Origin of the sequence: Fodinicurvata fenggangensis DSM 21160 (assembly GCF_000686045.1) — a bacterium.
Lineage (GTDB): Bacteria > Pseudomonadota > Alphaproteobacteria > Kiloniellales > DSM-21159 > Fodinicurvata > Fodinicurvata fenggangensis.
Map to the genome: position 1 here is coordinate 1 of NZ_JMLV01000001.1, position 23739 is coordinate 23739.

A 23739-nucleotide genomic window follows, 5' to 3' on the forward strand; every position below is an offset into this window, starting at 1 on the left:
CCGCCTGCAGGGCGCAGATCGGATCGATCTCGGTCACCATCACGCGTGCCCCGGCATGGCGCAGGGACTCGGCCGAGCCCTTGCCCACGTCGCCGAAGCCGGCCACGACGGCGGTCTTGCCCGCCATCATCACGTCGGTGGCGCGGCGGATGCCGTCCACCAGGCTCTCGCGGCAGCCGTACTTGTTGTCGAACTTCGACTTGGTCACCGAGTCGTTCACGTTGATCGCCGGTGCCAGCAGCGTGCCCGCCTTGGCCATCTCATAGAGACGCAGCACACCCGTGGTGGTCTCCTCCGAAATGCCCTTCACGTCCTTCATGATCTCGGCGTACTCGGGCTGGTGCAGCATCGCCGTCAGGTCGCCGCCGTCGTCCAGAACCATGTTCGGGCGCCAGCCGTTGGGGCCCTCGATGGTCTGCTTGATGCACCACTCGTATTCCTCCTCGCTCATGCCCTTCCAGGCAAAGACAGGAACACCCGAGGCCGCGATCGCCGCCGCCGCCTGGTCCTGGGTCGAGAAGATGTTGCACGACGACCAGCGCACCTCGGCGCCCAGCGCCGTCAGCGTCTCGATCAGCACACCCGTCTGGATCGTCATGTGCAGGCAGCCGGCAATGCGCGCACCCTTCAGTGGCTGCGAGGACGCAAACTCCTCGCGCGTCGCCATCAGACCCGGCATCTCCGTCTCGGCAATCTCAAGCTCAAGACGGCCCCAGTCCGCCAAACTGATGTCCTTCACCTTGTAGTCGTCGAAGTTCGCTTCTTTCTTTACGGTACTCATATTAATCTCTTGATCCTTTGTTTGATCTGTTCACCTGGTTGCACCAAAGCGGCGACCGGATTGTCCGGCCGCCGCTTCAGGCTCGCGTGCCTTTCGGGCTTACTCTGCGGCCATCAGGCCCGCGTCGTTGGCCAAGGCTTCGGCCTTGTCGGTGCGCTCCCAGGTGAAGTCCGGGTCGTTGCGGCCAAAGTGGCCGTTGGAGGCAGTCTTGCGGAAGATCGGACGACGCAGGTCCAGGTCTTCGACAATGGCCTTCGGACGCAGGTCGAAGTGCTCGCGGATGAGCTTTTCGATCTGTGTCTCGTCGATGCGACCGGTGCCGAAGGTGTTCACGTGAATGGACATCGGCTCGGCCACGCCAATGGCGTAGGCAATCTGCACCTCGCACTTGTCGGCCAGGCCAGCTGCGACGACGTTCTTGGCGACGTAGCGGGTGGCATAGGCAGCCGAACGGTCAACCTTGGTGGAGTCCTTGCCGGAGAAGGCACCGCCGCCGTGACGGCCCATGCCGCCATAGGTGTCGACGATGATCTTGCGGCCGGTCAGGCCACAGTCGCCAACCGGGCCACCGATCACGAAACGACCGGTCGGGTTGACCAGGTAGCGGGTCTTGTCGCTGATCATGTGCTTCGGCAGGGCCGGCTTGATGATCTCCTCGACCACGGCTTCCTCGAGGTCCTTGTGCTCGACGTCGGGATCGTGCTGCGTGGACAGGACGACCGTATCGATGTGCGTCGGCTTGTCGTTCTCGTAGGCAACGGAAACCTGGGACTTCACGTCCGGGCGCAGCCAGCTGATCTTGCCTTCCTTGCGCACGATGCTCTGACGTTCGGTCAGCTTGTGCGACAGCAGGATGGGCAGCGGCATCAGTTCGTCGCTCTCACGACAGGCATAACCGAACATCATGCCCTGGTCGCCAGCACCCTGGCTGCGATCCAGGCCGGTGCCCTCGTCGACACCCTGGGCAATGTCCGGGCTCTGCTTGTCGATGGACAGCAGGACGCCGCAGGTGTTGCCATCATAGCCCAGCTCGCTGCGGTCGTAACCGATGTCGAGAATGGTGTCGCGCGCAATCTGGGTGTAGTCGACGGTCGCATTCGCGGTGATTTCACCGGAGAGAATGCAGAGACCGGTGTTCACCATCGTTTCGCAGGCGACGCGAGCGGCCGGGTCCTGCTTCAGGATTTCGTCAAGAACGGCGTCGGAGATGTTGTCGGCCAACTTGTCCGGATGGCCGGCTCCGACGGATTCAGAAGAAAAGATATATTCCTTGGGCATCAGGGATCCCCTTTCTGTAGTTACACTGTTTGTTTATCGCGATAAACCGCGATGCAAAAAAACGTCCAGGCCGCACAATTCCTGGCGGCCCGGACGAATTGTCGGGGCAATCAACCTCAGTGAGGTTTGGTCGCCAGGAAAAATTCCCAACCGATCTTGTTCGCGTTGCCGGAATCGACCCAGAATTTCAGGGCGTCGGATGTCTTGTCGACGACCTGCTTGCCGATACGGCGCTCGAATTCCTTGCGGCGATTCTCAAGCTGGGTGCGGACCCAATCATAGGTCGGGGCCACATTCTCGGACCAGTCGGCGTGATGGGCCAGGGAGAATCCGGCCTTCTTCAACGCGTTCATGTAGTCCTCTGTATCCCACATGTCGGGCGATTTGACACGGTCATAAATCTTCTCGCGGTCCTCCTGGGGAGTGCCGCTGCGTACAAGAAGATCCGTGAAGACGAGCGTGCCGCCGGGCTTGAGCACCCGATAGGCCTCCTCGATCACGCGGCCCTTGTCGACGGCGTGAAGGAAAGCCTCCTGGGACCAATAGCTTTCGAAGCTGTTGTCTTCGTACTGCAGGTCGTGGAAGTCGGCCCATTCAAAGGTCACGAGATCGTCGAGACCTTCCTTGGCCGTCATTTCACGGCCATGAGCGAGCTCTCGGTCGGAAATGTTCGTGGCCAGGACCTCGCAGCTGAAGCGGCGTGCCAGAAAGCGGGCAAGCGCACCATAGCCACAGCCCACATCCAACACGCGATCGTTCGGGCCGAGTGTGACGCGCTCCGCCATCTGCTCGTTCGAGCGGACCATGGCATCGGTCAGGCTTTCATCAGGGCTGTTGAAAAAGCCGATGTGAATGTTTTCGCCCCAGATGTCGCGGTAGATCTCGTCCGCGGCGCCATCGTAATAGGCTTTTGTCTCGCGAACGATCTTACCAATATCGGTATCCATAAATACCTCCGTTTTCAGGCTTCAGAGACGCGGTTCGAAACGCGTCTTATTTGGCCTTGATGGCAATCTGCTGGATGAAGTCGACTTCGTTGGTCTTGTAGGGCTTCTTGAAGTCGCCATAGCTTTCGACATCCTTGAACCCGGCTTCCTTCATGGTCTTCACCACGTAGTCGTGGCGCAGCGGGAACATGTTCAGGTGATACTTGCTCTTGTCCGGGTAGGTGTATTCGAAGCGAACCACCTGCGGAGAGATCTCCACCGGACGGGCGTCGACGTTGTCGCCGGTGTAATAGTGCTGATGCTTGCTGGAGAAGCCTTCATCCAGGATGCGGTCGTAATTGCGGTGATCCAGCACCAGGATTCCGCCCGGACGCAGTGCCTTGTGCATGGCGGTCAGGGCTTCCAGGCGCGCTTCATGCTCGAACATGTGCGTGAAGGCGTTGCCCAGGCAGAGCAGGGCATCGAAGGATTCCTCACCGTAGTGCTCGGCGAGATCACGCCAGTCGACCACGGCAATGTCTTCGAGATCCGCATTGTGCTGCTTTGCGTTGCGCTTGGTCTGCTCGATCATGTTGGCTGAGCCGTCGGTGGCAACAACGTCCAGATCGGTGTTCAGCGCCAGGATCACGGCGTGATAGCCGGTGCCCGTCGCAATGTCGGCCACGCGTTGGCAATTATGCTTTTCGAGAAGCTGTTCGAAAAAACCGGCTTCCCCTTCCTGGCGGCCTTCCCAGCCGATCAGGTCGTCCCAACGCTGTGCGAATTCCTCTGTATATTCGTGCTTGTAGTGTTCGTTATGCATGATTGCTCCCTCGGTCTTGTGCGTCCCGATACTGGGCGCACTTCTCAAAGCTCACCTTCGTGAGCATTACGATGAATTTTTGCGCAGAACCGGAATCGTCGCCGATAAAACCATTTAAATCAGCGGCCGATTTCTACTTTAGCAAGTAAAAACCTGTTCAACGAATTCCTGAACGAGTCCTCTAAACTCTGAAAAGCGAGCATTTTGATAAAACATTGTTTACCTAAGTCGCTTTGAGGATATGTGCGTCGTACCTAAGACATAGATGATTTTCGGTGATACTTGCAACCCCCTAGCCGAAGTTTTTTTGCTCAAAGCGTCATCCGTGTCGCAAACAGACATGTATTCCCTGCTGCACAAGCGTCTGTCATTTCTGATGAATGTCTTGACCTTCCAGTTGGTGGAAGGGGCATATGCAGCATAGCAGCTAATTCAACGACGTCGCTCGCCAGGGCATTTTGTTTTCAGAGCGACATTCTTCATCAAGGAGCGACGTCGTCAGCAAAAGAGAGCATGAAGCCATGACCTCCCCTCACAGTCACAGAAACGACAGGGAATCGATGGGAACCGTACATTCAGATGACAATTGCTGTCGCAAAAGCGACAATACGATTTCTGGGAGCGACGTGACCGATCCGGTTTGCGGCATGTCCGTGAATCCTGAAACGGCAAAGCACAGCGCCAGCCACCAGGGGACAGCCTACTTCTTTTGCTCTGCCCGCTGCCGGGAGAAATTCCAGGCCGCACCGGAAGACTATCTTGATCCCGACAAACGCCGGAAACGCGAGGAGGCCGTGCCGGCCGGCACGATCTATACCTGCCCCATGCATCCCGAGATCCGGCAGGAGGGGCCAGGGAACTGTCCCATCTGCGGCATGGCGCTCGAACCCGAGACGGTCAGCCTGGATGATGCGCCGAACCCCGAACTGATCGACATGACAAGGCGTTTCTGGGTGGCACTGGTGCTCAGCCTGCCACTGGTCGTGCTGGAGATGGGGGCGCATCTCTTAGGACTCGAACTCCTGCCGCCGCAGATGTCGGTTTGGGTGCAAGCTGTTCTGGCGACGCCAGTGGTGCTCTGGGCGGGATGGCCCTTTTTCCTGCGTGGTTGGCAGTCTGTACAATCCCGCAGCCTGAACATGTTCACCCTGATTGCCATGGGGACCGGTGTGGCCTGGACCTACTCCATGATTGCCGCTGCCTGGCCGGGGGTCTTCCCTGAGACTTTCCGCAATGAGCATGGCCTGGTCGCCGTCTACTTCGAGGCCGCAGCCGTGATCGTGACCCTGGTTCTGCTGGGCCAGGTGTTGGAGTTGAGGGCGCGTGAACGCACCTCGGGCGCGCTCAAGGCCCTGCTGGGCCTGGCGCCGAAAACCGCCCGGCGCATCCGGGACGGGGAGGAGGAAGAAGTGGACCTGGAGGACATTCAGGTCGGCGATCACTTGCGCGTTCGACCAGGTGAAAAGGTGCCGGTTGACGGGCGCATTCTCGAAGGCAGTGCGACTCTCGACGAATCCATGGTGACCGGCGAGTCGCAGCCAGTCCGCAAGGAGCCTGACGACGCGCTGGTGGGAGGAACGCTCAATCGCAGCGGAGCCCTGGTGATGGAGGCGGAGAAAGTTGGGCGGGATACCCTGCTTTCGCGCATTGTCCAGATGGTGGCCGATGCACAGCGCAGCCAAGCGCCAATTCAGCGCCTCGCGGACAAGGTTTCAGCCTGGTTCGTTCCCGCAGTGATCGCGGTGGCCGTGATCGCTTTTGTCGTGTGGCTGTTGGTCGGGCCCTCGCCGGCACTGTCCTATGGCCTGATCGCAGCCGTCAGCGTCTTGATTATCGCCTGTCCCTGTGCGCTGGGGCTGGCCACGCCGATGTCCATCATGGTGGGTGTCGGGCATGGCGCGGGCGCTGGAGTGTTGATCCGAAATGCGGAAGCCCTCGAACGTTTCGAGAAGGTGGATACGCTGGTCGTGGACAAGACAGGCACCCTGACTGAGGGACGTCCGCGGGTGACGCAGGTCGAAGCCCTGGCCGATGTCTCGGAGGAGGATATCCTGGCCCTGGCCGCGGGCCTGGAGCGAGCCAGCGAACATCCATTGGCCCTTGCAATCATGCAGGCCGCCGAGGAGCGGGGACTTGCCACCGAGGCTCCGAAGACGGTGGATGCCCCTTCGGGACGGGGGATTGTCGGGAAGGTTGGCGAACGTCGCATCGCGCTTGGCAATCGCTATCTGATGGAGGATGAAGCCGTTTCGCTGGAGACGGCTGAATCGCGGGCCGACGAGCTGCGTGCGGAGGGAGCCACGGTCGTCTATCTGGCAGGTGACGGCGTGCTCCTTGGCTTGCTGGCCATTGCCGATCCGATCAAGGAGACCACGGAACAGGCAATCCGAACGCTACGCTCTGCCGGCCTACGCATTGTCATGCTGACCGGGGACAACGAGCGGACTGCCCGGGCCGTGGCACAGCAACTGAACATCGACGAAGTCGAGGCGGAGGTCCTGCCGGAGCAGAAGAGCGAAGTCGTCGCGCGTTTGCGCAGCGAGGGCCGTGTCGTGGCGATGGCGGGTGACGGCGTCAACGATGCCCCGGCCTTGGCCATGGCGGACGTAGGCATTGCCATGGGCAGCGGTACCGATGTGGCCATGGAAAGCGCCGGCGTCACGCTGGTCAAAGGCGACCTGAACGGAATCGTGCGTGCCCGCCAGCTGTCGCTGGCGACCATGCGCAACATCCGCCAGAACCTGTTTTTCGCCTTCGTCTACAATTCGCTGGGCGTGCCGTTGGCGGCAGGTATCCTCTATCCCTTTATCGGCCTGCTACTCAGCCCGATCTTCGCCGCTGCCGCCATGGCGCTGTCCTCGGCTTCGGTGATTGCCAATGCCCTGCGGCTCAGGCGGCTGCGCTTCAAGTGAGCCCTGTCGAGTGATCCCGTCCGGAGGTTTCCAACGGGATCACTCGAAGGCTTCTTCCCAGCTGCCGCGCGTGGCGGCCTTGGAATACTCGGTGGCCCGGTTCTCGAAGAAGTTGGTGTGCTCCATGCCGTTCAGCATGGCATCCAGCCAGGGCAGGGGGTTCTGCTCGATTCGGTAGATGGGCTGCAGGCCCAGCTGGGACAGTCGACGGTCGGCGATGTAGCGGATGTAGCGCTTCACTTCGTCGGCTGTCAGCCCCTCGATGTCATCCAGTTCGAAGGCCAGGTCGATGAAGGCATCCTCGTGGGTGACGATGGTTTCGCAGGCGCGGTAGAGTTCGCGTTCCAGACCGCCTTCCCAGACTTCCGGGTTCTCCTCGACGAAGGTGCGGAACAGCTGGATGATGGAGGCCGTGTGCAGGGATTCGTCGCGCACGGACCAGGAGACGATCTGCCCCATTCCCTTCATCTTGTTGAAGCGCGGGAAGTTCAGCAGGATCGCAAAGCTGGCAAAGAGCTGAAGGCCTTCTGTGAAGCCGCCAAATACGGCCAGGGTCAGCGCGATGTCGCGATTTGTCTCTACACCGAAGTGCTGCATGTAGTCGTACTTGTCGCGCATTTCCTTGTAATGAAGGAAGGCGCTGTACTCCGTCTCCGGCATGCCGATGGTGTCCAGAAGGTGGCTGTAGGCGGCGATGTGGATGGTCTCCATGTTCGAGAAGGCCGCCAGCATCATCTGCACTTCCGTCGGCTGGAAGACGCGCGAATAGTGCTTCATGTAACAGTTGTTCACTTCCACATCCGACTGTGTGAAGAAGCGGAAGATCTGGGTCAGCAGGTTGCGCTCGGCCTGGGTCAGGTTGCGCTGCCAGTCCTTTACGTCATCGGCCAGCGGCACCTCTTCTGGCAGCCAGTGAATGCGCTGTTGCGTCAACCAGGCGTCATAGGCCCAGGGGTAGCGGAAGGGCTTGTAGATCGGATCGGATTTCAGAAGCGACATGGAATGACTTTCCCGTTCTGGCTTTACAGCTGGCCGTATGGTGAGAGGGCGCGTCCTGCTACTGGCAGGACAGGCATTCCTCGTAATCGGTGTTGCCGTCCTGCGCGGTCGGCTGGTCATCTCCGTTCACCTTCCCCTGCAAGGGAACCATCGCGCCGGACATCAGGCCCATGGCCGATTCCGCGCGCTGCACCGAACGCGAGCGGCAGTAGTAGAGGCTTTTCACGCCCCGCTTCCAGGCCATGAGATGGATCTGGTGCAGGTCGCGTTTGTGCACGTCGCCCGGCAGGAAGAGGTTGAGCGATTGGGCCTGGCAGATGTAGGGCGCCCGGTCACCCGCCAGTTCGATCAGCCAGCGCTGGTCCAGTTCGAAGGCGGTCTTGAAGACGTCCTTCTCGTGATCGTCGAGACAATCGAGATGCTGGACCGAGCCGTTGTTCAGCGTGATCGAACTCCAGGTTTCCTCGTCGTTGCGGCCACGTTCCTCCAGCAGGGCCAGAAGGTGCGGATTGCGGACGTTGAAGGAACCGGACAGCGTCTTGTGGGTAAAGGAGTTGCCGGCCGTGGGTTCGATGCCCGGCGATGCACCGCCGCAGATGATGGAGATCGAGGCCGTCGGCGCGATCGCCATCTTGTTCGAGAAACGCTCCATGATCCTGTGTTCGGCCGCGTCGGGGCAGGGCCCGCGCTCCTCGGCCAGCTTGCGGGAGGCCGCATCGGCCTGGTGCCGGACGTGCTTGAAGATGCGCTCGTTCCACACCTTGGCCATGACGCTTTCCCAGGGGATGCGGTTCTTCTGCAGGAAGGAGTGGAAGCCCATCACCCCCAGACCCACGGAGCGCTCACGCTGCGCGGAATAGCGCGCACGGGCCATGCTGTCCGGCGCGTTCTGGATGTAATCTTCCAGGACGTTGTCCAGGAAACGCATGACGTCCTCGATGAAGCCGGGCTGGTCGTTCCACTCGTCCCAGGTCTCCAGGTTCAGCGAAGATAGGCAACAGACGGCCGTACGATCGTTGCCCAGGTGGTCGATACCCGTGGGCAGCGTGATCTCGCTGCAGAGGTTGGACATCTTCACACTGAGGCCCGAACGTTTCTGGTGCTCGGGGATCGCGCGGTTCACATGGTCGGAATAGATGAGGTAGGGCTCGCCCGTTTCGACCCGGGCGGTCAGGATCCGGATCCAGAGCTGGCGCGCGGAGATCCTGCGGATGACAGATCCGTCCTTCGGGCTCTTCAAGGCCCAGTCCTCGTCGTCGATGACCGCGCGCATGAAGGCATCGGGGATCGTGATGCCGTGATGCAGGTTGAGCGCCTTGCGGTTGGGGTCGCCGCCGGTGGGACGGCGCAGTTCCACGAATTCCTCTATCTCCGGGTGTTCGACAGGCATGTAGACGGCCGCCGAGCCGCGGCGCAGGGAGCCCTGGCTGATGGCGAGCGTCAGGGAGTCCATGACCCGGATGAAGGGGATGACACCGCTGGTCTTGCCGTTCATGCCGACCTTCTCGCCGATGGAGCGCAGGTTGCCCCAATAGCTGCCAATTCCGCCGCCGCGGGCAGCCAGCCAGACGTTTTCGTTCCACAGGTCCACAATGCCATCCAGGGAATCGCCGGCCTCGTTCAGGAAGCAGGAGATCGGCAGGCCCCGCTGGGTGCCGCCGTTGGAAAGCACGGGTGTAGCCGGCATGAACCAGAGTTTTGAGATGTAGTCATAGAGCCGTTGGGCATGGGCGGAATCGTCCGCGTAATGGGCCGCCACACGGGCGAAGAGATCCTGGTACGACTCGCCGGGCAGGAGGTAGCGGTCCACCAATGTCGCCTTGCCGAAAGAGGTCAGGCGTGTATCCCGGTCGCGATCCACTTCCACGGTGATTCCGCGGTCATTCTGGAAACGATCCCGGATGGAATCGTCCGGCAAAAGCTCCTCGGTGGCGGAATGGACGGCGTCCTCGGCTGGCCCCCGGGGACTTTCGTCGTGGGAGTCGGCCCCTGCGCTTGCATCTGTCCCCACCTTGTCCACAGGCTTTTCGGACTCCGCATTCGCCCGTCTCGCCTGCAATACTGCCGCGCCGTCCATTCCAATCTCCATTTGTCCACAAGCTGTGAAAAGTTGGCCTGTGCACAAAATATTGCGCATTCCCCCGGCCAACACACCAAATCTAGCAGAAGCGTATTTTCTGTCTATTGGAACATATCAGGAACATTCTTTGTGGAGCAAGCCTGTGGCCAAGAGGGAACAGTCCATCTTGTGGCGACTCGCCTTGGCGCCGTAACCAGTTAGTCATGTGTGGTCGCTATTATCTTCTGTCCCCTGCGGAACGCCTGCGGAAGCTTTTTCGTCTGGAGACTGTCCCGCAACTCCGCCCCAGGGCCAATATTGCGCCGGGCAGCGCCATTCCGGCGGTTCGCAATGAAGAGGGAAGCGGGGCTGCCTTTTTCGCACCGCAGTGGGGTCTGGTCCCTGCCTGGGCGAAAGACCAGGAAATCGCCTTGCGCCTGAAGAATGCACGCTGTGAAAGCGCGCCCGAGAAGCCGGCCTTTCGGGAGGCCTGGCAGCGGCGTCGATGCCTGATCCCGGCGGACGGTTTCCTGGAATGGCCCGAGGGGCGTGGACCGAAACAGCCCTATGGCGTGCGTCACCGCGAGGGTGAACTGCTGGTTTTTGCGGGACTCTGGGAGCGCTGGTACGATCCTGCACAAACGGCGCCCCGCGCTCTGGAAAGCTGTACCATCCTGACGACCGCCGCACGCGGGGCGTTGCGGAGCGTCCATCACCGCATGCCGGTCATGCTTCAGCCCCAGGATTATGACGACTGGCTTGATCCGACGACGTCCGGCGCAGACTTGGCGACAGTGTTGGATCGTTATCCCGAGGATGAGCTTGCGATCGATGCCTTTCCGCAGGCGCTCAACGACTCCCGCGTGGAGGACCCTTCACTGCTGCGGCCGATCCCACAGGAAGACACGGCGCCGTTGCAGGGATCACTCTTCTAGATTGATCGCTTGAAAGCCGGTCTGGTCCGGTCGCCCCGGGGCAAAGAGCCAGATCGGCCGGCGTGGCGTTTCGACGCTGTCCAGGCGAATGTCGGGCAGGGCAAGCAGAGAACTGGAAAGCGTGCCGAAGCCGTTCTCCAGGGAAAAGCACATGGCCGCCGAGTCCTTTTCGCCTGAAGAGACTTCAGTTGCAGCTAGCAGCTCTTGCCAGTCCTGCCACTGGCTGTTCTCCGGATCAGGCCGCGTGGCGGCACGGAAACGGGGCAGATAGCGACGGATCCGTCCGCTGGAAGTGTCGTTCAGGTCGAAGGCGCTCAGCATCGACAAGCCCGGGGGCAGTGGAAAAACCTCGATCTCGGCGTCTTCAGCATCGCTGTGGCGTATCCAGAAGGCGTCCAGTGCGTCGGCCACGACCAGGTTGAAACTACGGTAGGCGCGCGGGTCCAGATCGGCCAGGGCATCGGCCGCCGCCGTGGCTTCGGCATGATCCAGTGCTTCCAGGACCAGTTCGCCGCGGCTGCGGCGGTCCGGGGAGGGGCCGAGGCTGCCATAGCGATTGAGGACAGCTGCCATCAGGCCGTCATCGTTGAGTCCCATCCAGGCGCCATCGGATTGCAGGTCCTGTCCGGCAACGACATGTGGCCGGTCGGGCCAGTGCCGCCCGGGCGCCTTCCAGGGGCGGTCCTGCATCTCGTCGCGGTTGGCTGCGACCAGGATGGGCCAGTCGTGGCCCGGCGCGCGATCAATGACGAGAGTGCACATAGTCGAAAATCCGTTTACTGCTGGCTATTCACCTATCGGGTCCGAAACGCTATAACGGCGCTTCCGGATACAAAAAGCGGGAAGGCCGTAATTTCGACAGCTTCCCCGGCCCGCAACAGTGAAAGGCAGACATTCATGAGTTTCAGTGACCGCCAGAAGGCTTTCGAGGACAAGTACAAGCACGATCAGGAACTTCAGTTCAAGGTTATGGTGCGCCGGAACAAGCTTCTTGGCCTTTTCATCGCGGAATTGTTGGGGCTGACCGGGGAAAAGGCCGAGAACTACGCCCGCGAGGTGATCAGCACGGATTTCGAGGAACCGGGCGACGAGGATGTGGTTCGAAAGGTCATGGCCGATATCCAGGGCAGCGACGTTGATTTTTCCGAGCATCGCCTGCGCAAGAAGATGGACGAACTGCTAACCGTGGCAAAGCAGCAAATCATGGCGGAATAATCGAGACCTGTTACCAAACCGTCTAGAAAACGGACGGTCCCGCTTTGGGACCGTCCGTTACCTGCAATCTGCAAGTCGCCGTAGCGCAGAGGCGAGTCCCTTCACCAGGGATACGGAGGGGGCATCCTACTGCACCGGTCTTCTGAGGGAAGCAGGGTTATAGTACTGATTGAATGTCCACAAGGGCCATGTGTGCATCAGTCTACCAATAGGCTGGGTCGTCCAAGGCTTCGACACAACGTGCAGGGCCTTTCAATGGTGTCATCTTGCAAGCCGTCAAGGACTGGCCCTGCCAGCCTTCAGGCTGACTCAGTCTGAAGGGAGCCGGTGCGAGGGCTTCGGTGAGCGGCGTGAAACCCATACGGGAATAATAGTTCGGGTCGCCATAGGTCATGACGATGTCGACGCCGGCTTCCCGCAGAGCCGCCAGACCGTGGCTCAGAAGCGTCTGACCAACCCCCTTACCTTGCTGACCGGTTGCCACGGCGATGGGCGCCAGAAGGAATACGCTGCGCTCATCCTTGTCGTAGATCAGCCGTGAGAAGATGATTGCGCCCATCACGGCCTCGTTCGCCACGGCGGTGAATACAAACATATCTTTGTTTGGCGTACCGTACAGCAGGTTGCTAACCAGATCGCCGATCAATTGCCCTTCTTCAGGCCCTTCCGAGGCGGTAAAGACCGCCGTGAAGAGATCCACGATCTCTTGTTCCCGCTCTTCGAACCCGGCCAGGATTTCCATCTATCCCTCCGTTCCATGAAAGGCCACAACTGTTACCCCAAGGCACCCGAAGCCTGGGCTAATGGTGAAAGGCTCCTTCTTGCCGGGGCTGAAATGCCTGTCCTGGGTACGTAGATGCCGCTGGCCAAGGTGTCTGGGCTCATGTCTCTCCGAAAACCCGGCGGAAGATCGTGTCCACGTGCTTGGTGTGATGGCTGGGATCGAAGAGGGCCTCGAGGTCTGCATCGGGAATGGAGACCTCGGGATCCGCCTTGAGCAGCTCCAGGAAGTCGGCCTGCTCCTCCCAGACCTTCATGGCGTTGCGCTGGACCAAGGCGTAGGCATCCTCGCGGCTGAGCCCGGCCTGGGTCAGGCCAAGCAGGACGCGCTGGGAATTCACGAGGCCGCCCAGCTGGTCAAGGTTCCGCTGCATGTTCTCGGGATAGACCAGCAGTTTCTCGATCACGCCGGCCATCCGATTGAGGGCGAAGTCCAGGGTGACCGTGGCGTCCGGGCCGATCATGCGCTCGACAGAGGAGTGCGAGATGTCGCGCTCGTGCCACAGGGCCACGTTCTCCATGGCCGGGGTGACGGCCGAGCGCACCATGCGGGCTAGGCCGGTCAGGTTCTCGGTCAGGACGGGGTTGCGCTTGTGCGGCATGGCCGAAGAGCCCTTCTGGCCCGGCGAGAAGAATTCCTCGGCTTCGCGCACTTCGGTGCGCTGCAGGTGGCGAATCTCCACGGCGAGGTTTTCCATGGACGAGGCGATTACGCCCAGGGTCGCGAAGAAGGCGGCATGGCGGTCGCGCGGGATGACCTGTGTCGAGACAGGCTCCGGCGCCAGCCCCATCTTCTGCGCCACATATTCCTCCACAAAGGGATCAATGTTGGCGAAGGTGCCAACGGCCCCCGATATCGCACAGGTGGCGATTTCGCTGCGGGCCTGCTCAAGGCGTGCGCGGTTGCGGGCAAAGGCGGCATAGTGACTGGCCAGCTTCAGGCCGAAGGTTATGGGTTCGGCATGGATTCCGTGACTGCGGCCCAGGCAGACGGTGTGCTTGAACTCATAAGCCCGCTTCTTCAGTGCCTCCAGCAGACGGTCCAGGTCGGCCAGCAGGGTGTCCGTGGCGCGGGTGAGTTGGACGGCCAGGCAGGTGTCGAGCACGTCAGAAGAGGTCATGCCCTGGTGCAGGAAGCGTGCCGGTTCACCCACGTGTTCGGCCACGTTGGTCAGGAAGGCAATGACGTCGTGCTTGGTTTCGCGCTCGATCTCGTCGATGCGCTCCACCTCGAAGGCGCCCTTGTCCCAGATGGCTTTCGCAGCCTCCTTTGGAATGATGCCCAGCTCCGCCATGGCGTCACAGGCATGGGCCTCGATCTCGAACCAGATGCGGAATTTGGCTTCGGGTTCCCAAAGGGCGGTCATTTCCGGGCGGCTGTAGCGGGGAATCATGATTGCGTGTCCTGCTGCGAGTGGGGATGGGCGTAACTGCAGGGGCGGTAGCCGAGACTGCCCAAAAGGTCAAGCTATGGCCGGGTCGTGAACTGCCGGAGGCAGAGGTATGGTCAGTAGTCCCACTGCCAGCGGATACCCACCTGGCTGCTGCCGTCCGAGCCGGTCTTGCTGTTCACCTTGATGTTGTTGGTAACATCCAGTTCCACATCCAGTTCGGTGCTGCCGGCCTGTGTGCCCTGTTCCACGCCGACGAAAACGCCGTCCGCCAGGTAGCGGCCGACGGTGACACTGCCCAGGCCGCCGTCCTCTTCCTCACCTGGAGTGAAAGAGACCACGTCAGCGCCCAGCATATTGCGGGCAATATCGGTGATGCCGGGACCGCCGCTGGTCAGCGTTGCCGCCGTGTTCGCCAGCATCAGCGCTTCACCCGGGGACAACCGGCTGCTGTTCTTGTTGAACAGGACGCGCGAGAGGACTTCGTCCTCGGGCAGGATTGGATTGGAGGTAAGCTTGATTTCGGGCGAAGAAGCCGTGCCCATGATTTTTATGATTGCCTGGATGTCGCCGGCCTGGGTTGCTGCTGAGAGGTCCAGGGTCGGGTTCAGGTCATTCCCCGGCGGCAGGGAAACGCTGCCTTCCTGAAGCTGGAAAGACTTGCCGGCAATGGAGAAACTGCCGCGTTGCGGTTCCAGGCTGCCGACGACCCGTGGCGAGGCCGCCGTTCCCGAGACAGAGAAGTGACCGCCCCATTCCGAGTCGAGGCCACGTCCACGAACAAAGACGCGGCGTGGCAGGTCGATTTCGACATCCAGACTGATGTCCGGGCCGGAAGAGGCGGATTGTTCCTCTTCCTGTTCGTCATCAGACGTTTCCTCCTGACTGTTGCCCTCGTCTTGTCCCAGGATGATGACGTTGTTCAGCTCTGTGACCGATGGGGGGAGGTCGTCGACGAGGCGGATCTCAATGGTGTCGTTGCGGATTTCACCTGTCAGTTCGGACTGGCCGAGCAAGTCCCCCTGAAGGGAGAGGTTGCCCGAAAGGTGAGCCGTCACATCATCACGGTGCACGAACCCCATGTTGCTGAACTCAAGGGACAGGTCGCTGAGCAGTTCTTCGCCATCGCGGAATTGCACGGATCCCTGTCCGCTGAAAGTGCCATTGCCGCCATCGCTGGCTTCCAGCTTCGTGATCTCCAGGCGGTCACTGCGCCCTTCTATGACCAGATTGAGCGATTGCAGCAGTGTACCGGAGAAGAAGTTCTCATAGACGGCGTCGTTCAGTGCAATGCGGCCACCAAAATCCGGATCGGCCAGTGTGCCGCCAAGGGACATATCGACCTCGCCGCCACCTGTGAGGCGAATGGTGTCGACAGGAAGAAGCCCGACCACGTTCTCGATGTTTCCGCTCCAGCTTAGCTGGCCCTCAAGCGGGGCAGAATCAGCCAGCTCGAAGGCGAAGGGCTGGAGTGACAGTTGCACCGGCAGGTTGCCGCTAAGGCGCAAGGCTTCCTCGGCAAAGCCTGACAGGCTTCCATTGACTTGAAGTTGACCATCTTGCAGCTGCGCGGTGACCTGTCCTGACAGTTCTGGGAGGCTGCCCAGCTTTTGTTCTTCCCGTCGATTGACTTCGCTCAGGCGCAAGTCGAAACGCCCCTGGGGATTGCGCGAGGCGCCCTGCAGCCTGAGGTCGGCGGCAGCCAGGCCGCGCAGCGGGAATTCCGGATCGATCGCTTCCAGCAATTCAAGCGGCAGGTCACGCAAGGCGAACTCCATGTCCGTATTGTCCGGGCCAAGAGCGCCTCCACCGGTGAGCCGGCCATTGCCGATTCCGAGGGCCAGGTCCTGAATCTCCAGACGCTGCCCATAGGTGATGCCAAGGGGCCGCTGGAGGCGAAGCGGGATATCACCGTAGTCCGCTTCCAGGTCGGTTATGCGTACGGCAGGGGTTTCCGAGGTGACGTCGCCTTCTGCGTTGACCGTAAAGGTGAGCGGCTGGTCCAGTTCCCCGGACCCGGAAAGGGACAGACGGATGGCATTCAGCGGCCCCTGCGCCCGTGCCTCAAGGCTTTCCATGGCCGTGCCGCGGGCAGAAACTTGAGCCAGGGACAATGTTCCGTCCATGGTTGGAGCGGCAAGCGCGTCCGAAAGGTTCAACTCAAGACGTGTTTGCTGTACGCTCAGATCCGGGGCTGAAGGCGCGCCAAGACGCAAGTCACTCAGTTGACTTTCCAGGACTATCCCCTGCTGGCTATCCGACTGATTCAGGGTGATATCCAGGTCGAGAGTCCCGCTCAATTGCTGGCCGGCCAATTCCGACAGACTGGAAAGCTGTATTCCCTGTCCCTGCAGACTGCCTTCGGCAGGTGTGCCATCCAGGGGCAGGCCGAGATTTCCGGTGAGGCGGGTATCCTCACCCTGTGTCAGGGACAGGTTGCGAAGATCCAGGATGCCGTCCTCCTGCAGGTCGAAGTCGGTTTGAGCGGCAAGGGCGCCATAATCGGTTTGTGCCTGGAGCAGGAAGTTGCCACTTGGTCGGCCATCCGACAGTGCGAGATCGAGCTTGCTGTCGAGATCCTTGAAGGCGTTGCCGGCCAGATTCAGGCTTGGACTGGTCAGGGCAGCGGTTATCGCGGGTTCGGTGAAATCGCCCTGAACCGTGCCTTTCAGGGCAAGGGCGCCATCCAGGGGCATGCCAAGACTGCTGCTGAGCGGATTCAGGGAGGGCAGGTCCAGGCTGTAGTCGAGCGCCAGCGTTTCGGCCTGAAGGTCGCCGCTTCCCTCGATTGTGGCGGAGAGGCCCTGGCTGACCAGCATGACCTTGCCAGACAGCTGCTCATTATCTGAGGGCTTCTCGACACGGCCGGCGAGGCGCAGGTTCTTGCCCAATAGGCTGTCTGCCAGCGGTTGCCCGCTGGAGAAACCGGAAAGGTCCAACTGAAGCTTTGCAATCAAAGGGTCCCCCGGCCGCTGACGTGCGGTCAGTCGGCCGGTAACGGCCCCCGAAATGTCAGGTGTGGCCAAAAGGCCGGAGAAGTTCGCCAGGTCGGGGTGCGAAAGCGTGATCTCAAGGTCGGACTCTTCACTTTCCAGATCGATACCGCCCTGGCCATCCAGTTCGAAGACCCCGAAGTCACCCCGGAGGCGGTTCAAGCGAAAAGCCTGTCCAGAGGGGGGCGCACGGCCCGAGGCGACCAGGCTGGCTTTATCGGATAGCGTCTGGCCCATTTCTTCGGATCTGTAGTCGATGCCGGTGGCCTCGAGATCCAGTTCGAAGTCAACCTTGGCTTCGGGGTCGCTCAAGGGGCGGTCCGGCACCAGATTCATGGAGATCCGGGTCTCGGAGATCTCGGCTTCGCTTGTCGAAAGGCCGGATAGCTGTCCCCTCAGATTGACGCTTGGTTTGGCTATGGTGCCGCTAACGTCCAAATGCAGTTGCCCCTCGCTAAAGCTGGCCGGGGTAATGAAGGGCTCAATCACTTCGGCGTCACGAGTCAGCAATTCAGCTTGAGCGGTGATTCCCTGCCCATCCTGGTCCAGGGTTCCTTCGAAAGTCAGGTGTGCAGCCTGGCTTTCAAGGCTGCCGTTACTTATCGTCAAGGTGCCGTCGGACTGTCGTATGGCACTGAGCGAGAGCTGGAGGTTCGGTCTTGCCAATGGCTGTAGGTCGTCAGGCATGAGAGCGGAGAGATCCGCAGTGCTGTCCAGGTCAATACGCAGGGGGTCGAGGCCGACCACTGCCAGACGGGATTCGATCCTGGCGTTGCTGCCGGCTTCGCCCGTCAGGTGCGCATTCCAGGCTTCGACAGGCCCTTTTCCCTCAAGTAACAGGTTGACCTCGGGATAGCCTTTGATCTGAAGTGCCCGTGCGATCAGGCCGCCTTGTGGCTCCTCAGCCGTGACACTGGCTGTCAGCTCGCGGGTTTCGGGTTGGTAGAGCAAGTCGGCCTGAACCAGGCCACGCGTTCCATCTATGCGCGCGACCTCTAGGTTGGTCTGCAGGCTGCCACCTCGCTCGGCGTTGGCATTGCCTTCCACACGTAGGACCGCAGAGGTGCCCAGGACCGCTCGGCCCAGGCTTATGCGTTCGGCGGACAACCGCTCCAGCCGCAGCGACAGCGGCAATTCGGGCATATTCAGATCTATTTTTTCGGGCGGTTGAGCGGCCTGATCCGGAGCCGTATCCGCCGGCGGCGGAAGCCGATCGAGCTCGAGGTGTCCCACCTCGACAAGGTCCAGTTGAAGCCGGCGCTCAAGCAGCTTGAGGGGTTGCCAGCGCAGTTCGGCCTGGTCCAGGGAAAGCCAGGTTCCCTCATCATCGCTGATCCGGAGGTCGTTCACCCGAAGCCGATGGGGCAGGGGGCCTTCAATCTCGCCAATGGCGATTTCCATGCGGCCCGGCTGTGATGCCAGCTGCTCGATCGTTTCGCCCAGCAGGGTGCGACCTGTTTCGGTCTGCAGTCCGAGCAGCAGGCCGACCAGCAGTAGCACCGGCATGAGGATGACGGTGGCAAGCGAGGCGAGCAAAAGGCGGAGCAGGAGGAACCTGCGCCGCGGCGGGCGGTCGGACGTCTGGATTCTGGCCTGGCTCATGATTCAGAAAGACTGCCCTATGGAAACATAGAACTGGAAAGGGTCATCCACCTTGGGCCGTCGGTTGAGTGGGACGGCAACATCCAGGCGCAGGGGGCCGATGCCGGTATAGTAGCGCAATCCCAGGCCAGCGGCCCAACGCAGGTTGTCTATCGTTGGCCAGGAGGTCTCATAGACCTGTCCTGCATCGATAAAGGGCACCACCCCTATGGAGTCCGTCACCCGGAATCGGGCTTCCAGACTCATTTCGAACAGCGCACGGCCGCCCTCCGGGTCGTCATCCTCGTCCAGGGGGCCAATGGCCTGGTAGGGGTAACCGCGTACGGACCCGCCGCCGCCGGCGTAGAAGCGCTGGTTCGCAGGAACATCCCCTTGCGAGGCGCCGATAATGCTGCCCAGGTGGACACGCCCGGCCAGCACGAGACGATCCTCGTCCAGGACCGATAGATAGCTGGAAACCGAAGCATCGTTGATGATGTACTGCGTGCTTTCGCCATAGAGGCTCATGAGCGGTGTCATGCTGTAGCTGAAACGCAGGCCTTTCGTGGGATTGAGCGGGTCATCCCGATTGTCGAAGATAGCCGAGCCGGTTACACCGGCCAGGAAGAAGTGCTTGTCCTCTTCGTCGTCCTCCTCGACCTGGGTCAAGGTCAGCCGCGGGCCGAAACGGGCTGTCCAGTGTTCACCAAGGGGGCGTTCCACTCCCAGGAATTGGTCGAAGGTCAACTCGTCATAGGCATCACTCGTCTCCCGCCGGAACTTGTTCTCGAACAGGAGGCTCTGGTCGCGTTGCAGGAAATTGGGTTTGCGAAAGTTGCCTTCTGCCTGCTGAGAGAATCTTGAAACGGAAGCTTCCAGGCGCAGTTTCTCATTCTCTCCGAAAAGATTGCGGTGTTCCCATAGGGCGTCAACTCCCGGTCCTGCGTCCGTGGAATAGTTCACGCCTGCACCAATGGACCTGTGTGGGGCCTCGATCACCTCCGCTGAGACGGGAACCGCCCCGTCGTCCCCATCGCCAGCCTGCTGTTGTCTGTTGGCCTCCTCTGCCTGGCTGTCGTCCTGGTCTTCCTCCTGCTTGCGTTCGACGATCACCGAGGAGAATAGGCCGGTTTTGCCAAGTTCCTGCCGTACGCGCTCCACCTCGCGGGAATCATAGGTGGCACCTTCGGGCCAGTTCACGAGTTCGCGGATGTAGGATTCGCGCACGTCCTCCAGGCCACTAAGCGAAAGGCTGCCGAAGCGCGCGCGCACACCCGTGTTCACCGTGATTTCGGCGCGCAGTGTCTCGTCTTCCGGATCTGCCAGATAACGCGCCTCAGCCAGTTCTGCATCCGGATAACCCTGTCGGGAGAGCAGCCGGGTGATGCGTGATTCCGCTTGTTTCAGGCTTTCGGCACGGGCTGGTTGGCCGATGTCCAATCCCAGGTCACTGGCCGAGCGGGGGACCGTATCTCCTTCCGGTACGGTGGGGTGGTAACTCAGGTTGTACTCGGACAGCGTGAACTGCTTGCCGGGATCGATTTCTATGGTGATCTGGATGGGCTGGGCATCCTGGTCCACCGAGGTTTCGACCGTGCCGTTGTAGTAGCCTTCAGAGCGAAGAATTCGACGGAAACGCGCAACATCATCCTCCATACGCCGGCGCAAGGCGGCAGGCGTTGCCGGCTGTCGCTCGCTTTGGGTCAAAAGGGCCGAGCTTTCATCGATCAGGTTGCGCAGGTGCTCGTTCAAATCTCCCGTGATGTCCGTATCGTAGTCCACGCCCTGGATCAGATTCTCGCGGGGCGGGGGAACATCACTGCTTTCAGCACCAGGCCAGATTTCCTCAAGGATAGAGCAGCCGCTGAGCGAAAGGGTGATCAGCGAGGCGCATCCCAAGCGGACTGCGGTCAGACCGTGTCTATTCTTCTGCCTGCTGACGGATGCTCTCACTTGGCACTCACTGTCTGGGTCATTTCACCCTGGTAGTTTTCAATAAAGAGATCCCGAAAGTCATGCATCTGCAAAATAGCAGTGGACTCCTTCGGTTGCATGCCTGGTGTGAAGCCGAGCTGATCGAAGGGGGCCAAAAGCTCTTGCCGGTTTGACAGGATATGCACGGGAACCTCGCTGGCCGCATCGGAGCCAGAGGCGATGGCTCCGGCTTCATGATCGCCGAGCACGACCATCAGGAAGGGCTCCTCTTCAATCGGAACATTCCGGATGTAGCTTGCCAGGGTCCTGAGGACGTAATCTATGGACCATCCGTAGTGCTCGCGAACGCGGACCGGGTCCTGCCAGAGCGAGGCGGGGCTCTCGCCCTGGTCCGCCCATTGCGAGAATATGGATCCATCACCAATGCTCGTCCAGTCGTCCAGGACCGGTGCAACCGGGGTCCAGGGGGCGTGACTGCTGATCAGGGCAAGCATGGCGAAGAAGGGCTTTTCGCTTTTGCGAACTGTGCGATCAAAGTGCGAGAGGGTGTACTGGTCGGGCATGGTGACCCAATTATAGGGCTTGCCGGCATAGCCCATGTCGCGGGCGAAGATATGACGGTCGAACCCCATGAAATCGGCTTCCGGCCAGGCACGGGTAATGGCGGGCATGACAAGTACGCTTTCATGCCCTCTGTCCGAGAACGCCCTTGCCAGCGTCCGCCGCTCACTCTCGCTGAGCAGTTGGTACTTGATCTGGTTATCAACCCGCAGGCCACTGAGGAAGCTGGCATGCGACAGCCAGGACTGGCCACCGATGGTCGGCGCCTTGGCCCAGCCCGAGCGGCCTTGGATGTCCTTGGTCTCCGTGGCGTCCTGCAGGTCCTGCAGAGCCGCTGCAGTGGTTTCGGAATAGTTTGGATTCTCCACTGCCTGGCGGCCGTAGGATTCGACAAAGACCAGCATGACATTGGTGTCGGACAGGGCCCCGAGGGCCTCCTCGGGGATGCTGTCGGCATAGCGATCCTTCTCTAGGGCGGCCTCGAACTGCGGGCGTTCCCGGATGACAGCGGCCATCCTTTGGATCTGTCCTGTCAGGCTGTGCGTCAGTTCCGCCGTAATGGGAAGCTGGTGTCTTTGCGCGCCCGGCAGATGGGCTGCCACCAGGACCAGCGCGAGCACCCCCATGGCTGTCCTTGGCGCGCGCACCGGTTCAAGGATCGAGAGCGCGCGCCAGCAAGCAAAAAGGACGATCAGGAATGTCGCCGCCAAGGCCAGCAGCAGTATCGCTGACAGTGCTGGACCTGCTGCGCCCCAAAGCAATTCCAGGCCGGGAAGCAGCAGATCGATATCGAAAACCAGATTCAGCGGGCGTCCGAAATAAACACGCAAGGCCTGGTCAAGGAACAGGATCAGAGCCGCCGAGAAGATGAGCAGAGCCAGCGGCCAACGAAGGGGGCGGCTGGCTGATCGCGGCAGTATGGCAAAGGCGGCCACGATCACGACGACCTCCAGGGGCAGCCGGAAGGTCCACCAGCTCCAACCGTGAAGAAGGCCAGGCAGACTGAAGAGCAGCCAGAAAAAGCATGCGGCCAGGAGGAATGCCAGCAGGCCTCCGTCGCGCTTGGCGTCAAAAGACGCTGGCGCGGTCTCTTTCCCTGGGGTAGCCTTCTTGAAAAGTTTCATTATCTCAACAGCTTCCGGATCATTGCATGCCGCATCCCATGGCATCAGCTTACTGGATCACGGCGCCTCGCCGTGGCGAATTGCGCCCCCAGGCCTTGCCAGCTTTGCGTCCGGGAGAGGTTCTGGTGAAAACACTCTATGGTGCTATCAGCCGTGGCACCGAAAGCCTGGTTTTTAACAACCTGATCCCGGAAAGCCAGTATGATGCCATGGCCGCACCCTTTCAGGAGGGATCTTTACCCTTTCCAGTAAAATATGGCTACATTTCGGTCGGTAAAGTCCTGGAAGGACCCGAGGACCTGCTGGGGCGGGCGGTGTTCTGTCTTCATCCCCACCAGTCGGCCTATGTGGTGCCAAGCGAAGATGTGGTCCCCTTGCCGCCCGACCTGCCACCAGAACGAGCGGTTCTGGCCGCGAACATGGAAACGGCCCTGAACGGACTGTGGGATGCTACGCCCTGCCTGGGAGACCGGATTGCCGTCTATGGGGCCGGTACGGTCGGTTTCCTGCTGGCCTGGCTAAGCCAGGCCATTCCGGGAACGGAAGTCACTCTGGTCGACCCCGATATATCCAAGGCTGCAGTGGCGCAGCGCCTTGGCCTGACACTCAAGCCCCCGGAAGATGCTCCAACGGGCTGCGACCTGGTCATCCATGCCAGTGGCGTTCCCGAGGCTTTGGCTATGGCCCTGGCTTCTGCGGGCTATGAATCCACGGTCCTCGAGATGAGCTGGTTCGGCGAGCGAAAGGTTACGCTTCCCTTGGGTGAGGCCTTCCATTCCCAGCGCATCACCCTACGTTCCTCACAGGTGGGGGGCGTTTCGCCGACCAGAAACGCCAGGAAGGGACACCGCAGGCGGATGGAGATTGCCCTGGACCTGCTTTGCGCGCGTGAACTGGAAGCCTTGATCACCGGGGAGAGCGCCTTCGAGGAGCTTCCTGACGTAATGGAGAAACTTGCAGACAATGGGCGCGGGGTACTCTGTCATCGTATTCGTTATGGGATCGACCAGTGAATGACCGGGAATAAGCTATGTACAGCCTGACCGTACGAGACCACTTCATGATTGCGCACAGCTTCGCCGGAGAGGTTTTCGGGCCAGCGCGCAACCTGCATGGTGCAACCTATGTGGTGGATGCGGAGTTCCGCCGGCCGGAACTGGATGCCGACGGCCTGGTCGTGGATATCGGGTTGGCCAGTGAAACCCTGAAGCACATTCTGGGAACCTTGAACTATCGCAACCTTGATGAAGAAGAGACGTTCCAGGGGCGGAATACCACCACCGAATTTCTTGCGGGTGAAATTCACCGCCGCCTGGCAGCGGCCATCGCGGAAGGGCGTCTGGGGGACAGTGCCATGGGTTTGCAGGCGCTGAAGGTTACATTGCATGAGTCCCATATTGCCTGGGCATCCTATGAGGGACCTGTTGCCGCAGGGCGGGACTGAAG

Annotated in this window: 17 protein-coding genes; 5 read left to right on the forward strand and 12 right to left on the reverse strand. The window is 60.7% G+C overall.

Features of this window, described 5'->3' with window-relative positions; genetic code table 11:
- From BP38_RS0100005 to BP38_RS0100020, 4 genes are all read right to left on the reverse strand, one after another.
- Positions 1-781: adenosylhomocysteinase (locus BP38_RS0100005; protein ID WP_026986030.1), on the reverse strand; the 781-nt coding region annotated here is incomplete at its 3' end.
- A 99-nt stretch (positions 782-880) separates the two neighbouring features.
- Positions 881-2062, reverse strand: coding sequence for a methionine adenosyltransferase (metK, locus tag BP38_RS0100010; RefSeq protein WP_437123987.1), 1182 nt, complete (start codon positions 2060-2062; stop codon positions 881-883).
- 113 nt (positions 2063-2175) lie between these two features.
- Positions 2176-3006, reverse strand: coding sequence for a methyltransferase domain-containing protein (locus tag BP38_RS18215; RefSeq protein ID WP_051608745.1), 831 nt, complete (start codon positions 3004-3006; stop codon positions 2176-2178).
- A gap of 46 nt (positions 3007-3052) precedes the next feature.
- Positions 3053-3808, reverse strand: coding sequence for a class I SAM-dependent methyltransferase (locus tag BP38_RS0100020; RefSeq protein WP_026986032.1), 756 nt, complete (start codon positions 3806-3808; stop codon positions 3053-3055).
- A gap of 626 nt (positions 3809-4434) precedes the next feature.
- Between BP38_RS0100020 and BP38_RS0100030 the strand changes: the two genes are divergently transcribed.
- Complete coding sequence (locus BP38_RS0100030) at positions 4435-6720, forward strand: heavy metal translocating P-type ATPase (RefSeq protein ID WP_437123984.1); 2286 nt, start codon at positions 4435-4437, stop codon at positions 6718-6720.
- A 39-nt stretch (positions 6721-6759) separates the two neighbouring features.
- Here BP38_RS0100030 and BP38_RS0100035 read toward each other — a convergent pair whose 3' ends face one another.
- Positions 6760-7719: a ribonucleotide-diphosphate reductase subunit beta gene (locus tag BP38_RS0100035; protein ID WP_026986034.1), complete on the reverse strand. Its 960-nt coding sequence runs from the start codon at positions 7717-7719 to the stop codon at positions 6760-6762.
- A 58-nt stretch (positions 7720-7777) separates the two neighbouring features.
- Complete coding sequence (locus BP38_RS18220) at positions 7778-9796, reverse strand: ribonucleoside-diphosphate reductase subunit alpha (RefSeq protein WP_081816348.1); 2019 nt, start codon at positions 9794-9796, stop codon at positions 7778-7780.
- A 206-nt stretch (positions 9797-10002) separates the two neighbouring features.
- Here BP38_RS18220 and BP38_RS0100045 point away from each other — a divergent pair, with 206 nt between their 5' ends.
- Positions 10003-10713, forward strand: coding sequence for an SOS response-associated peptidase (locus tag BP38_RS0100045; protein ID WP_026986035.1), 711 nt, complete (start codon positions 10003-10005; stop codon positions 10711-10713).
- On the opposite strand, the gene BP38_RS0100050 is transcribed toward BP38_RS0100045, so the two are convergent.
- Positions 10702-11475 (reverse strand): NRDE family protein, encoded by a 774-nt coding sequence (locus BP38_RS0100050; protein WP_026986036.1) that lies wholly within the window; start codon positions 11473-11475, stop codon positions 10702-10704. The two genes, BP38_RS0100045 and BP38_RS0100050, sit on opposite strands and share 12 nt — an antisense overlap.
- Before the next feature lie 135 nt (positions 11476-11610).
- On the opposite strand from BP38_RS0100050, the gene BP38_RS0100055 reads away from it, so the two are divergent.
- Positions 11611-11928, forward strand: coding sequence for a DUF1476 domain-containing protein (locus tag BP38_RS0100055; protein WP_026986037.1), 318 nt, complete (start codon positions 11611-11613; stop codon positions 11926-11928).
- A 202-nt stretch (positions 11929-12130) separates the two neighbouring features.
- On the opposite strand, the gene BP38_RS0100060 is transcribed toward BP38_RS0100055, so the two are convergent.
- The 5 genes from BP38_RS0100060 to BP38_RS18230 all read right to left on the reverse strand — a co-directional run bounded on the left by BP38_RS0100060 (position 12131) and on the right by BP38_RS18230 (position 22293).
- Positions 12131-12670 (reverse strand): GNAT family N-acetyltransferase, encoded by a 540-nt coding sequence (locus tag BP38_RS0100060; protein WP_026986038.1) that lies wholly within the window; start codon positions 12668-12670, stop codon positions 12131-12133.
- A gap of 139 nt (positions 12671-12809) precedes the next feature.
- A complete protein-coding gene (purB, locus tag BP38_RS0100065) occupies positions 12810-14102 on the reverse strand; it encodes an adenylosuccinate lyase (RefSeq protein ID WP_026986039.1) in 1293 nt (430 codons plus the stop codon).
- 113 nt (positions 14103-14215) lie between these two features.
- Entirely contained in the window at positions 14216-18694 is a 4479-nt protein-coding gene (locus BP38_RS0100070) for a translocation/assembly module TamB domain-containing protein (RefSeq protein WP_026986040.1), read from the reverse strand.
- Positions 18695-18697: 3 nt separating this feature from the next.
- Positions 18698-20572: an autotransporter assembly complex protein TamA gene (locus BP38_RS18225; protein ID WP_051608748.1), complete on the reverse strand. Its 1875-nt coding sequence runs from the start codon at positions 20570-20572 to the stop codon at positions 18698-18700.
- A 50-nt stretch (positions 20573-20622) separates the two neighbouring features.
- Positions 20623-22293, reverse strand: a complete 1671-nt coding sequence (locus BP38_RS18230) for a sulfatase-like hydrolase/transferase (RefSeq protein WP_051608750.1) — start codon at positions 22291-22293, stop codon at positions 20623-20625.
- 38 nt (positions 22294-22331) lie between these two features.
- Here BP38_RS18230 and BP38_RS0100085 point away from each other — a divergent pair, with 38 nt between their 5' ends.
- Together BP38_RS0100085 and BP38_RS0100090 are read left to right on the forward strand one after the other, a co-directional pair.
- A complete protein-coding gene (locus tag BP38_RS0100085) occupies positions 22332-23306 on the forward strand; it encodes a zinc-dependent alcohol dehydrogenase (RefSeq protein WP_245602276.1) in 975 nt (324 codons plus the stop codon).
- Positions 23307-23323: 17 nt separating this feature from the next.
- Positions 23324-23737, forward strand: a complete 414-nt coding sequence (locus BP38_RS0100090) for a 6-pyruvoyl trahydropterin synthase family protein (protein ID WP_026986042.1) — start codon at positions 23324-23326, stop codon at positions 23735-23737.
- Positions 23738-23739 lie beyond the last annotated feature (2 nt).